12 protein-coding genes and 1 rRNA gene are annotated in these 13680 nt (G+C 33.9%); 7 read left to right on the forward strand and 6 right to left on the reverse strand.

Features of this window, described 5'->3' with window-relative positions; translation table 11 throughout:
• Positions 1-83, forward strand: a 5S ribosomal RNA gene (rrf, locus tag MQX03_RS18685); the annotation flags it as partial.
• A gap of 786 nt (positions 84-869) precedes the next feature.
• On the opposite strand, the gene MQX03_RS18690 is transcribed toward rrf, so the two are convergent.
• Positions 870-1343: a VanZ family protein gene (locus MQX03_RS18690; RefSeq protein ID WP_242804901.1), complete on the reverse strand. Its 474-nt coding sequence runs from the start codon at positions 1341-1343 to the stop codon at positions 870-872.
• Positions 1344-1531: 188 nt separating this feature from the next.
• Complete coding sequence (locus MQX03_RS18695; protein ID WP_242804903.1) at positions 1532-3160, reverse strand: acyl-CoA carboxylase subunit beta; 1629 nt, start codon at positions 3158-3160, stop codon at positions 1532-1534.
• A 391-nt stretch (positions 3161-3551) separates the two neighbouring features.
• Between MQX03_RS18695 and MQX03_RS18700 the strand changes: the two genes are divergently transcribed.
• The 3 genes from MQX03_RS18700 to MQX03_RS18710 are packed head-to-tail and all read left to right on the forward strand — an operon-like array spanning position 3552 to position 6317.
• Positions 3552-4430 carry a DMT family transporter gene (locus MQX03_RS18700; protein WP_242804906.1) on the forward strand — a complete coding sequence of 293 codons (879 nt, stop codon included), beginning with the start codon at positions 3552-3554 and terminating at the stop codon, positions 4428-4430.
• Between the two features lie 12 nt (positions 4431-4442).
• A complete protein-coding gene (locus tag MQX03_RS18705; RefSeq protein ID WP_394801760.1) occupies positions 4443-5525 on the forward strand; it encodes a putative type IX sorting system protein PorV2 in 1083 nt (360 codons plus the stop codon).
• Positions 5526-5555: 30 nt separating this feature from the next.
• Positions 5556-6317 carry a hypothetical protein gene (locus MQX03_RS18710; RefSeq protein WP_242804910.1) on the forward strand — a complete coding sequence of 254 codons (762 nt, stop codon included), beginning with the start codon at positions 5556-5558 and terminating at the stop codon, positions 6315-6317.
• A gap of 64 nt (positions 6318-6381) precedes the next feature.
• On the opposite strand, the gene MQX03_RS18715 is transcribed toward MQX03_RS18710, so the two are convergent.
• Both MQX03_RS18715 and msrB read right to left on the reverse strand, forming a co-directional pair.
• Positions 6382-6951: a fasciclin domain-containing protein gene (locus MQX03_RS18715; protein ID WP_242804913.1), complete on the reverse strand. Its 570-nt coding sequence runs from the start codon at positions 6949-6951 to the stop codon at positions 6382-6384.
• Between the two features lie 140 nt (positions 6952-7091).
• Positions 7092-7574 carry a peptide-methionine (R)-S-oxide reductase MsrB gene (gene msrB / locus MQX03_RS18720; protein WP_242805170.1) on the reverse strand — a complete coding sequence of 161 codons (483 nt, stop codon included), beginning with the start codon at positions 7572-7574 and terminating at the stop codon, positions 7092-7094.
• Positions 7575-7702: 128 nt separating this feature from the next.
• Here msrB and MQX03_RS18725 point away from each other — a divergent pair, with 128 nt between their 5' ends.
• Together MQX03_RS18725 and MQX03_RS18730 are read left to right on the forward strand one after the other, a co-directional pair.
• Positions 7703-8269: an RNA polymerase sigma factor gene (locus MQX03_RS18725; protein ID WP_242804915.1), complete on the forward strand. Its 567-nt coding sequence runs from the start codon at positions 7703-7705 to the stop codon at positions 8267-8269.
• 2 nt (positions 8270-8271) lie between these two features.
• Positions 8272-9096 carry an anti-sigma factor gene (locus tag MQX03_RS18730; RefSeq protein ID WP_242804917.1) on the forward strand — a complete coding sequence of 275 codons (825 nt, stop codon included), beginning with the start codon at positions 8272-8274 and terminating at the stop codon, positions 9094-9096.
• Between the two features lie 59 nt (positions 9097-9155).
• Here the strand turns inward: MQX03_RS18730 and uvrC are convergent, their stop codons facing one another.
• On the reverse strand, positions 9156-10949 hold the full coding sequence (uvrC, locus tag MQX03_RS18735; protein ID WP_242804919.1) for an excinuclease ABC subunit UvrC: 1794 nt from the start codon (positions 10947-10949) through the stop codon (positions 9156-9158).
• A gap of 88 nt (positions 10950-11037) precedes the next feature.
• On the reverse strand, positions 11038-11802 hold the full coding sequence (locus tag MQX03_RS18740) for a hypothetical protein (RefSeq protein WP_242804921.1): 765 nt from the start codon (positions 11800-11802) through the stop codon (positions 11038-11040).
• Positions 11803-11929: 127 nt separating this feature from the next.
• On the opposite strand from MQX03_RS18740, the gene hutH reads away from it, so the two are divergent.
• Complete coding sequence (gene hutH / locus MQX03_RS18745; RefSeq protein ID WP_242804923.1) at positions 11930-13420, forward strand: histidine ammonia-lyase; 1491 nt, start codon at positions 11930-11932, stop codon at positions 13418-13420.
• Positions 13421-13680 lie beyond the last annotated feature (260 nt).

Genomic DNA, 13680 nt, shown 5'->3' on the forward strand with positions numbered 1-13680 from the left:
ACCTGTTCCCATTCCGAACACAGAAGTTAAGCCCACCAGCGCCGATGGTACTGCGAAAGCGGGAGAGTAGGTCGCCGCCAGTTTTTTTAAAATCCTCAATCATTTACTTGATTGAGGATTTTTTTTGTCCTAAACTTTTTAAACTCTTGAAAAGAACAAATCAAAATCAAGGTTAAAGGTTTGATTTTAGAGATTAAAGAAGGCTTACCTTCAATATTAAAGATTTGAGATGTGCGTTGAGAGATCCGGGGTTCGTGCTTCTAGTTCATGAAGGTTTAAAATTAATTCAAAATAATCAAAAGAAGAGAATGTAAACAGTTGCTCCGTAGGGGCAATATCTGTGTAGAAAAAGCTAATAAGATAAGAAATGCGCTCTGTAGGAATGCTATCTATTACCCATTTGTAAATGTTGCAATTTTATAGTCGCTTGTCCGGAACTTCAACTTTTCGTGAGCTTTTGTTCATATTCTCCTATTGACAGGTCCGCCGCTCTGAGACTTTTGGAAACAACTACACGTCTTGGAAAGTTATATATTGTAATTGTTTTAAGATGATTCATAAGCTTCATTTTAATATGAATACAAGATAATTTTTATTCATATTAAAATACCCACACAAATGTAATTTTGAATATTTATCATTCATCAAAAGCAAGCTTTGAAAATAAAAAAAATCATTGTTTTTTTGACAGATAATCAAAGAATGTAGTCACCCCTAGCCCAGATCGCAACGGCATCCTTTTTTGTTATCCGGTAAAAGCACGGGCACAAAAAAGATATAGTGCAGAGCTGGATGAAGCTCCTGGAAAATTTAATTTGACAGATCGTTAATAATTTAACATAAATGTTGATTTGTTCTTTTCGTGAATATTATGAAACCGTTGATACACGCTTACTTTTAGAATCTAACAATTCAAAGTGAACCTTGATATTGGCAATATTTTTCCAAGTTGCATATTTGAATAGTATAAATCCGATTAACATTCCTATGGTGTTCAAAAATACATCATCAATATCTGCAACGCCTCTTCCGGATATATATTGAATGGATTCAATAATACTTATTGCTATAAGAAAAAATAATGTGATGGGAACAAAACGATTGAATTTTTTAATACATAATCCTAACCATCCAAATGGACTGAAGAGAAATATATTACCAAATATATTGACAATAAAAGCTTGATTATCAATATTGTTGTCATTGAAAAAATGCTGAATGGTAATAAATGGCTGATGCTGGATATACGAAATTTCTGAAGGTTCTCTACCAGAAGCATAAAACATCATATATAATAAAACGACGGTGTATAAGGCAATAAATACTGCAAAATATCTTTTCATAGGTTTCCTTTTGGGATTAGTAATTAAAAAGAGGTTGAAGTGCTTATTAGTTTTTGTATTCTTTAATAACAAAAATCTTACCCTTATGTTATGTCGTTAAGACAGTTTATAATTCTTTAGGACTATTTAACATAATAAAAAAGCCCCACTTCTAAAGTGAGGCAAAATATCGTACAATTGAGTATTGATCAGACTTGTATAACTCCTAAATTGAATTTTTCAGTAATAGGAGAATGATCAGCGGCTTCAATTCCCATAGAAATCCATTTTCTGGTATCGATAGGGTTGATGATTGCATCTGTCCATAATCGTGAAGCAGCATAGGTAGATTCTGTCTGTTTCTGATATTTTTTAGAAATGGAATCAAGAATTTCTTTGTGAGCTTCTTCAGTGATTTCTTTTCCTTGTTTTTTCAAAGTTGATTCCTGAATCTGAGCTAAAACTTTGGCAGCCTGAGAACCACCCATTACAGCTAAATCTGCCCAAGGCCAAGCTACAATTAATCTTGGGTCGTAAGCTTTTCCGCACATTGCGTAATTACCGGCGCCGTAAGAGTTTCCTGTGATGATGGTAAATTTAGGAACTACAGAATTGGCCACGGCATTCACCATTTTTGCACCGTCTTTAATGATTCCGCCATGTTCTGATTTTGAACCAACCATGAAACCTGTTACATCTTGTAAGAAGATTAATGGAATTTTTCTTTGGTTACAGTTAGCGATAAAACGTGTTGCTTTATCGGCAGAGTCTGAATAAATTACTCCTCCAAACTGCATTTCTCCTTTACCATTTTTAACAAGCTTTCTTTGATTAGCGACGATTCCTACCGACCATCCGTCAACTCTTGCTGTAGCACAAATGATAGTTTGTCCGTAATCTGCCTTATATTCTTCAAACTCAGAATTGTCTACAAGACATTTGATAATTTCTAAAGTATCATATTGGTCGGCACGGGAAACCGGCATGATTCCGAAAATGTTATCTATATTTTCTTTTGGTGGAAAACTTTCAATTCTGTCAAAGCCAGCTTTTTCGTAGCTTCCAATAGATTTCATGATATTCTTTATTCTGTTCAAAGCATCCTGATCATCTTTAGCTTTATAATCTGTTACTCCCGAGATTGAACAGTGAGTTGTTGCACCACCCAAAGTCTCATTGTCAATACTTTCACCGATAGCTGCTTTCACCAAATAACTTCCGGCAAGGAAAATAGAACCTGTCTTATCAACAATCATGGCTTCATCGCTCATAATAGGCAGGTAAGCTCCTCCCGCAACACAACTTCCCATCACAGCAGAAATCTGAATGATTCCCATGGCGCTCATTTTCGCATTATTTCTAAAAATCCTGCCGAAATGTTCTTTATCTGGGAAGATTTCATCCTGCATTGGAAGATAAACACCTGCAGAGTCAACAAGATAAATAATTGGAAGTTTATTTTCCATTGCGATTTCCTGTGCTCTTAGGTTTTTCTTTCCGGTGATTGGAAACCACGCACCTGCTTTTACAGAAGCGTCATTGGCAACAACCAGACATTGTTTTCCTGAAACATAGCCCATTACTACCACAACTCCGCCACTTGGACAGCCGCCGTGCTCTTCATACATTTCGTAACCTGCAAAAGCGCCAATTTCAATGGAATCTGAATCTTTGTCGAGAAGATAATCTATTCTTTCTCTCGCCGTCATTTTCCCTTCATCACGAAGCTTTTGAAGTCTTTTTTCTCCACCGCCTTTTTTTATTTCAGAAAGTAAACGATTTATTTCAGATAATTTTAATTTGTTTTGATCTTCTCGTTTGTTGAATTCAATATCCATGAAATTTCTATTTTAATGTGCCTAAGATACTACTTTTATAAAAAATAATATATTACAAATTTTTATGATTCAACGCATTGAAAATCATAAAATTATGAAATATTTAACACAGTTAAGTTTTTTTATGTTTGTTTTTTTTATAATTTTACATAAGAGGAAAGGAGCTGATTACTCCGTTATAAATCCTCTGTTCCTAGTTTATTTTTTTAATAGTTTATTATTTGAAGGCCCTGAAAGTTGAACAGACTTTCAGGGTTTTTTATGTATTATGAAGAAAATTTCACTTTTTTTAATTTCACTCAATATTTTTTTATTCTTATAGGATAATATTTCTGTGTTTTACTAAAACCTATTCGTAAATTTGCTTGTTAAAAGTTTGATATCAATAGACATGCAAAAATTAGCTCTTTTCAGATTGCACTTGATTGTTTTTTTGTGGGGATTTACTGCAATTTTGGGAAAACTGATTACTGCCAATGCACACATTTTGGTTTTCTACAGAATGCTGTTTGCTGCGATATTTCTGTTTGTTTTCATCAGAGTTTTTAAAAAAGAAAGTATTAAAGTTTCCAAAAAACTTTTTTTACAGCTTTCTGCTATAGGATTTTTCATGGCGCTGCATTGGTTATGTTTTTTTTATTCTATTAAAGTTTCGAATGTTTCAATTGCTTTGAGCTGCCTTTCTTTGTCTACATTGTTTGCAGCCATTTTAGAACCTCTCGTTTTTAAAAGGAAAGTAGATGTTTCAGAAGTGGTCATGGGAGTTGTGATTGTTGCGTGTATTCTTCTTATTTTTAAAACAGAGTTTCAGTATAAAGAAGGTATTTTCTTTGGTATTCTTTGTGCAGTTTTTGGGACTATCTTTTCTGTTTTCAATGGAAAACTATTTGGTAAAACCAGTCCGGGCAATATTATTTTTTATGAAATCTTCAGCGGTTGGCTTATTTTGACTGTATTTTATTTATTATCTGGTGAAATATTTTCAATGAATGAAATAAATTACCGAGATTTGGCGTTAATATGCTTGTTGGCAAGTGTTTTCACGGCTTTTCCTATGCTTGAATCGGTAAAGCTAATGAAATATATTTCGCCTTTCACATTAATTTTAACAGTAAATTTAGAACCAGTCTACGGAATTATACTAGCTTTTTTTATCTTTGGGGAATCAGAACACATGAGCCCAGTATTTTATGTGGCTTCACTCGTTATGATTTTGGCGATTGTAGCGAATGCTCTGATCAAAACCAGGAAACAAAAAACAATTAACTAAGCATCAAATTGCATGATGAAAAAATATCTTTTATTACTATTTCCCCTTGTATTTGGGTTTTCTCAATCTCAGATCATCAGAAAATATTCCAATGAATTTTTAAATATTGGTGCCGGAGCGAGAGGTCTTGCAATGGGTGGTGCTGTGATTTCCAATCAGGATGACGTCTATTCACCAATGTGGAACCCGGCAGGTTTGAATGGGATTACAAAAGACTGGCAGGGAGCAGCAATGCACGCAGAATATTTTGAATCTATTGCGAAATATGATTATCTGGCTTACGCAAAAGTTTTAGAAGAAGGTGTTTTCGGAGTTTCAATTGTAAGATTGGGAGTTGATAACATTTTAAATACTACTCAGTTGATCGATACTGAAGGGAATATTGATTACGATAAAATTACCAAATTTTCACAATCAGATTATGCTGGAATTATTTCTTATGCATTTAATCCTGGTGGAAATCCAAAATTGGATGTCGGTGTCAATGCCAAAATTGTTTACCGAAATGTAGGTAAATTTGCAAGCGGCTATGGTTTCGGTTTTGATGTCGGAGCAATTTATAAAGCTGATAATGGCTGGAAATTCGGGGGAGTTCTTCGTGATGCAACCACAACTGTAAACTTTTGGTCTGTGAATCAAAAGGAATTATCAACAATTGTAAATGGTGAAGAATTTAACCCTGCACCTACTGATAAAATGGAATTAACGATGCCTAAGCTGAATGCCGGTGCAAGTAAATTATTCAATATCAACAGCAGCTTATATGTTTTACCGGAAGCAGGAATCAATGTAGATTTTGCTAAAACGGCGGCACTTCTTTCAACAGATTTTGCAAGTATCACACCGTATGCAGGTGCAGAAATTGGTTATCAGAAAATGATTTTTGTGAGATTGGGGGTCAATAGATTTCAATCTATTACAGATATTGAAGATTTAAGCAGAAAGGTTTCTTTCCAGCCAAGTGCAGGTTTAGGAATCAGATATAGAGGCTTAACTCTTGATTATGCAATTAGCAATTCAGGAATCGGAGGGTCTAATTTCTTCTCAAACTTTTTCTCTCTGAAATTGGATATGGGTGAATTTAGAAATGATTAAAAAATTCAGAATTATTTTAAATTAATTACAATGAAGAAACTTTCAACAATTATAGCAGCTCTTTGCATTACGTTTTCGTATGCCCAAAAGGTTTCCGATTATAAATATATTGCCCTTCCAGAGAAATTTAGCGGATTTAAGAACGATCAATACAAATTGGATGTGTTGCTTTCTAAAACACTTAAACAAAAACAATATGTAGTTGTTTCAGGAAACAGAAGTCAATGGACAGCGGAAGCAAATTCAAATCCATGCAGCGTTTTGAATGCAGATGTAATCAATGATAGTGGTTTTTTACGAAATAAAGTTGTTTTAGAATTCAAAGATTGTAACGGTAAAGTGGTTGCAAGTCAAAAAGCCAGCACGTCGATTAAAGAGTTTGAAGAAGGTTTTCAAGATGCTTTAAAGCAAGCTTTGGTGAGCGTTCCTGTCTCAAGCCCGAAGGAAATTTCTAATCAGGTAGAAGCAGTTGTACAGGAAGTACAAACTTCTGAACCTGTAAGAGAAGTTCCTCGTCAAAATGTGGACAATTCCTCAACTCAATCAGGAAAATATACGAACGGTAAAGTAAGTTTACAGAAAGTTCAGATTGACGACAGTCAGTTTATTTTAGTTGAAAATAACAGCTCAGTTCCTTTTGCGACATTCAAATCGACGAGTAAGAAAGATACTTTTAAAGTAAAATTAAATTCAGGAGAACCAACCATCGGTTATTACGAAAACGGAAATATCGTGATTGAAATGCCGAAGGGCAACGATGATTATTCGAAGGAAGTTTTCACTTTAAAATAAATTAAAAAAGCCTTATCTGTCATCCAGATAAGGCTTCCTTAAAATAAACCATAAAAAACTAAAACTATGGTAATAGAACAGTGTCTATTACATGTATAACTCCATTAGATTGATTCACATCAGCAATGGTTACTTTTGCTTTGTTACCTTTTGCGTCGGTTACATATAAGTCATTTCCTTTTGTCCAGAACGTTAGTTCTTCTCCTGCAACTGTCTTCATCATTGCTTTTCCATTTCCTGCTTTTACTGCTGCCCATACTTGCTTAGAGCTGTATTTTCCGGGAAGAACGTGGTAGGTCAAAATTTTGGTTAGCATTTCTTTGTTCTCTGGCTTTACTAAATTTTCAACAGTTCCTGCTGGTAATTTTGCGAAAGCTGCATCTGTAGGTGCAAATACTGTGAAAGGTCCTGCGCTTTGTAAAGTTTCTACCAAGCCAGCTGCTTTTACTGCTGCAACTAATGTTTTGTGATCTTTAGAATTTACTGCATTTTCTACAATATTTTTAGAAGGATACATTGGCGCTCCGCCAACCATTACCGTCTTTTCTTTCATTTTCTGTGCGGCTACATTTCCACTTAATGCGAATGATAATGCAACCATTCCTAACGCTACGAATTTTGATCTTGTATTCATTTTTTTGATTTTTTAAATTATTATTATTATTTGAGTTGTGAGTTTCTTTCTCTGTTATTGGTATCTACGACAGTATGCTGATTTTAGTTTTAAATATTTTAAAAATTTATTTTATTTTACTGTAAATCAGTTGATTAAATTTATTTCTTTGTTTTTTGATTAGGAACAAACTCCAGAGAAACCGAATTCATACAGAATCTTTTTCCTGTTGGTTTTGGCCCGTCATCAAAAATATGTCCCAGATGAGAATCGCATCTTCCGCATAATACTTCGGTACGCTCCATATTATGAGAATTGTCTTTTTTATATTTTACTCCATCTTTTCTCAGGGGTTCATAAAAAGAAGGCCATCCGCAAGTCGTTGCAAATTTTGAAGTTGAAAGAAATAAAGCATTTCCGCAAACTGAGCAGTAGTACGTTCCTTTTACATCAAATTCATAATATTTTCCGGTAAATGCCATTTCTGTTGCACCTTCTCTTGCGACTTGGTACAGTTCGGGTTTCAAAATTTTCTTCCATTCTGTGTTGCTTACTTTTAGAGGAGTTGTATTTGTTTTTGAGTAATAAGGATTTTTTGTTTTAAAATTTTCTGATTGAGCTGAATAAATTCCAAACATCAACATAATCAGTAATGTGGAAAATATTTTAGTAATTGCATTTTTCATTTTAATTGTAATAATTGTTTATGATTATATATACGAGATAAATTTTTTAAAAGATTTTCAGGCCTACACGATTTATTTTATTATATTTGGTAGGTAAAATATTTCATATTAAAACAACCTATTCGGAAGACGAACTTATAGCTTTGCTCAGAGAAAAGAGCGAATCTGGTTTCCACCACTTATATGACCACTATTCTGGGGCATTATATGGTGTGATTCTCCGAATTGTGCAGTCTAAAGAATATACTGAAGAAATTATTCAGGATGTTTTTATGAAAATCTGGAATTCGATTCATCAATATGATGCTGCCAAAGGACGTTTCTATACCTGGATGATTAATATTGCAAGAAACACAGCAATCGATTATTTAAAATCTAAAAGCTTTCAGAACGAATTAAAAAACCAATCACTTCCTGATTTCGTATATAATAATGCGGAACTTTCAACCACCAATAATTCAGATTTTATTGGGTTTAGTAATGTGCTTGGAACTTTAGATTCTGATAAACAGGAGCTTATAGATTTAGCATACTATCAAGGTTACACGCAGAGTGAGATATCAGAAAAACTGAATATGCCTTTAGGTACTGTAAAAACGAAGATGCGTAATGCATTGATGAAATTAAAAGATTTATTAAAAGATTATCAATAACATTGAATAGTAAAGAATACATATCATCCGGAATTCTAGAATCATACATTCTAGGTCATGCTTCTCCCGAGGAAGCAGGTATTTTGGAATGTGTAATGAAGAACAATAATGAAGTAAGAGAGGCTTTTGAAGAAGCACAAAAAACTTTTGAGATGCTTGCCACTGCGCAGGCAGTGACCCCACCAAGTGATTTGAAATCTAAAATTTGGGCTAAAATTCAACAAGAACAAAACGTTGAATTAGAAAAACCTGTCATTCCTATCCAAAACAACGTTCAAAAAGTTGAGGAGGAAAAAGAAGTTCAGGAAATTAAAAATACAAAAAGCAGTAGTTGGAAAAATTTTGCAATTGCAGCAGCAGTTCTATTTTTAATCAGCACTGGTATTAATTTATACTGGATGAATAGTCAGTCGAAAATCAACGACCAACTTGTAAAAGTAGAAAGTGAACGCAAAACTAATCAATTGGCGATGCAGAATATGCAGCAAAAATTAGATGTTTTTGCAAATCCGAATATGAAAAAAGTAGTATTGGCTGGTGTAGAAAAACACCCTGAGGCTAAAGCAACAGTACTATGGGATAGTAATTCCAAAGATATTTATCTATCTGCAAATTCTCTGCCAAAAGCTCCGGAAGGTATGCAGTATCAATTGTGGGCAATTGCAGACGGTAAGCCGGTAAATGCCGGAATGTATTCTGAAGATAAAGACAGCAGAATAGCAATTTCTAATATCACCAATGCGCAAGCCTTTGCAATCACTCTTGAGAAAAAAGGTGGAAGTGAAGTTCCTACCATGGAAAATATGTATGTGATGGGTGGAGTTTAAGAAAAATTGATTAAAATATTATAAAAAATCAGCTCAAATTTTTGAGCTGATTTTGTTTTTTATGGATTATTGAAAAAATCATGTACTATTTTCCCTTTACTTTTTCCTAAAATTTCCTCCAGAATCTCAAGATTTGCTTCTTTTATTCGTTTAACAGATTTCAATTTAGATAAAAGCATTTCAATAGTCTTCTCGCCAACACCTGGAATTTCTTCCAATTCCGATTTTATGGTTGAATTGGTTCTTCTTGTTCTATGGTGTTTTACTCCGAAACGGTGGGCTTCATCACGTACTCTTTGTAAAACTTTCAACGTTTCAGATTTCTTATCGAGATACAAAGGAATAGGATCTTCGGGGAAGAAAATTTCTTCTAATCTTTTTGCAATGCCGACTATGGTTATTTTTCCGTAGAGTCCAAGTAATTTTAAACTTTTTATGGCAGAAGAAAGCTGTCCTTTTCCACCATCGATCAAAATCAATTGTGGTAAAGATTCACCTTCGTCAAGCATTCTTTTGTAACGACGGAAAATCACTTCTTCCATGGTTTTAAAATCATCTGGGCCCGTAACGGTTTTAGGATGAAAGATTCTGTAATCTGCTTTGCTAGGTTTTCCGTCTTTAAATACTACACATGCCGAAACCGGGTTGGTTCCTTGGATATTTGAGTTATCAAAACCTTCAATATGGCGTGGCTCTACGGGCATTCTCAAGAGTTTCTGCATTTCTGCCATGATTCTATTTGAATGTCTTTCGGGATCTACAATTTGTACCTGTTTTAGCTTTTCGATTCTGTATTCCTTTGCATTTTTTTCCGAAAGTTCCACGATACGTTTTTTATCGCCCATTTTAGGGACAATTAGTTTCACGTTAGGAATTTCCACCGTCAAATGAAATGGTATAAGTACTTCTTTTGAATCAGATTCAAATTTTTGACGAATCTCAATCAAAGCTTCTTCTAAAATGTCTTCGTCACTTTCTTCAATAATTTTTTTGATTTCTGTGGTGAAACTCTGAATAATATTTCCGTTTCTGATTTTAAAATAGTTCACATAAGCCGCAGTCTCATCACTCGTCATTCCAAAGACATCCACATCATCGATGTTTGGATTCACCACGGTGTGTTTCACCTGATAATCTTCCAGCATATCTATGCGTTCTTTGATGGTTTGCGCGTTTTCAAACTGAAGATTCTCAGCATATTTCATCATTTGATTGATCAAATATTTTTTTGCAGTCTGGAAATCTCCTTTAATAATACCTCGTATCGCATCGATTTTTTCATCATAATCTTCTTTGCTTTCCAAACCTTCACATGGTCCTTCACAGTTTTTAATATGAAATTCAAGACAGACTTTATATTTACCGTCATCGATTTTGGTTGGAGCTAAATTGAGATTACAGGTTCTAAGCTTATAAATATGTTTAATTGTATCTAAAAGAATCTTCGCCGGGCGCACTTTTGCATAAGGTCCATAGTATTCTGAACCGTCTTTAATCTTCGTTCTCGTAAGAAAAATTCGTGGGAAATCTTCATTTTTAATGCAAATCCAGGGGTAAGTTTTATCATCTTTCAACATCACATTGTAAAAAGGCTGATGCTCTTTTATTAGATTATTTTCCAATAAAAGTGCATCATACTCACTGTTTACGATAGTAGTTTCAAGCCGGTGGATTTTACCAACCATGATTTTTATTCTGGAACCTAAAAGATTTTTATTAAAATAGGATAGAACTCTTTTCTTCAAATGTTTAGCCTTTCCTACGTACAGTAAATTTTCGTTCTTATCGTAATAACGATAAACGCCGGGTTCTGATGGTAAAGTTTTAAGCTGTAATTCTAAAGAAGGATTCATAAAGCAAAATTACGGAATCCTTATGTTATTTAAAAGCATAAAAAAAGCTGCAGAAAATTCTACAGCTTCAGATTTATATTAAATAATTTTATCCGTTTGTCATCTCTGTGTATTCATTTACCAGAAAGCTGAAAAATCCCCATTCTACAGATTTTTTAGGATATTTTTTCATGAATTCTGCATTGTCACCAAATAAGAAATCATAGTTGTCTTCAAAATCATCTTTATGAAGCCAAAGAACTTTCTCGCCTTTTTTTACATAAAACGATTTTGCAAGTCCGCCACCTAATTGCATCCCAAATCCTACAGTCATGCCCGAAGTTTCCTTTGCTCTCGGATCGTGGTAAACGGCAATAATTTCGCTGAATTCAGGATTTATCAGTTGCATTAAAAACTCTTTATCGTCTTTTTTGTTTTTTAAAGAAACGGTTTGATTAGCGAATTGAATTTGTCCGTCCGCCGTATTTTTACTCAGTTTTTTAGTGTTTAAGCTTCTTACATTAGTCATGTGTTTTCCAACTTTTAAGATTTTCGCCAATTTTGTTGGGTAAATGTACATTTCACTCACATTTTCTGCATTGAAAACCATCTGTTTTTTCGTAGCGCTGTCTTTTATAGAGATTTCATAAATCTGCCCTTTTTTGGTTTCAATATTGTCGCAATAACCTTTATTGACAGTTCCATCTTTTGAAATAATGGTTGAGATTTTCTTTGTTGATGGGCCGGGAAACCCTTCGTTAAAAAGATATTGTTCCATCTTTTTAATTTGATCTTTCGTGTATTTTACTTTTTCCTGCGCAAATGAGAATGCACTCGTCAATGAAAGCATCAATAATAAAGCTTTAATTTTCATACATTTAGTTTTAATGTTAGGGCGTAAAAGTAGTGAAATAAATGACTTCTTTATCATGTATTTTTAACTTGAAATATCCCTTTTTCAGTTCTCTTCAAAATGTGTATTTTTAAGCAAATTTTTTGAAATGATATACGGAGTAGATGTTTTGAGTTTCCATGATGTTTTGGAAATCTGTAAAACCCCAAATAAAGCTAAATTAAATAAAACTGCGAAAGAGCAGATCCTAAAATCTCAGGATAATGTAAAGAAAATTGTAGAGTCAGATCGTTGTGTTTATGGTATTAATACAGGGTTTGGACCGCTTTGTGATGTTAAAATTTCTGCTGACGAAACGGCGCAGCTGCAATATAATTTAATTATTTCTCATGCTGTTGGCGTAGGGAAACCCATTGATAAAGAATTTTCGAAAATCATGATGATTGCAAAAATTCATGCATTGTCAAAAGGTTTTTCGGGAGTTTCTTTAGAAGTGATTGAGAGATTTATTCTGATGCTTGAAAAAGACATCATTCCAGTGGTGCCGGAACAGGGATCTGTAGGCGCTTCAGGAGATTTAGCACCTTTATCACACTTGGTTTTACCGCTTTTAGGTTTGGGTCAGGTTTGGGTAGGAAATGAAATTTTTGAAACTGCGGAAATTCTTGAAAAAAATGGTCTTGAGCCTTTAGTTTTAGGTCCAAAAGAAGGTTTAGGATTGATTAATGGAACTCAGTTTATCCTGGCTCATGCTATCAAAGGTTTAGAAAAATTCGAATATCTTTTAGACTTGGCAGATATGACCGCAGCAATGAGTCTTGAAGCATATAGAGGTTCGGCAAGTCCTTTCAAAAAAGAACTTCACGACATCAGACCTTTTGAAGGAAGCAAGAAAGTGGCTGCGAGAATGCTTAAATTTTTAAAGAATTCTGACAACTTAAAAGCTCATGAATATTGCGACAGAGTACAAGATCCTTACTCAATGAGATGTGTTCCACAGGTTCATGGTGCCAGCAGAAATGCTTTTGAACATCTTAAAATGTTGTCGGAAATAGAATTAAATTCTGTAACCGATAATCCAATCGTTTTAAGTGCAGAAGAATCAATCTCAGGTGGCAATTTCCACGGACAATTGTTGGCGATGCCTTTAGATTATGCAACTTTGGCTGCTGCTGAATTAGGAAATATTTCAGACAGAAGAAGTTATTTGTTATTAGAAGGGAAATATGGTCTACCAAGATTATTAACGGAAAGTTCAGGTTTAAATTCAGGATTTATGATTCCGCAATATACTTCTGCGGCATTAGTAACGGAGAATAAAACACTTTGTTTCCCAGCTTCTGCAGATTCAATCCCTACAAGTTTGGGTCAGGAAGATCATGTTTCTATGGGAAGTATTTCGGGAAGAAAATTCAATCAGGTTTTAGGAAATTTAGTAAACATTTTAGCGGTTGAATTGATGTTTGCAGCGCAAGGTTTAGAATTCAGAAGACCTGCGAAATGTTCAAAAATCATTGAAGAAAACTTCGCAATTCTTCGTACGAAAGTTGACAAACTGGAAGAAGATAGATTGATTGGAAAAGATATGTTGGCTATTGCCGAATTGATTAATGAGAGAAAATTTGTAGTGAATTTTTAATTCTTTAATTATTATAATAAATCAAAAGCTTCCACATTGGAAGCTTTTTTGTTTTGAAGTAATGAGTAAACCTTGTTTTTCAAAAATAAGTGATACGCCTTAGTTTACCTTTAAAGAATTAATATTTAAAATAATCTTAGTTTGCCTTTGCGTTAATGTTAAGTTTGAAAATTCTATGCGCTCAATATTAAATTTCAGCCATCAAGTATCTGTAATTCAATAGAAAATACTAATTTGGTAAAACCAAAAAAAAAATTACT

This window comes from Chryseobacterium aahli (assembly GCF_022699665.1).
Classification (GTDB): Bacteria; Bacteroidota; Bacteroidia; order Flavobacteriales; family Weeksellaceae; genus Chryseobacterium; species Chryseobacterium aahli.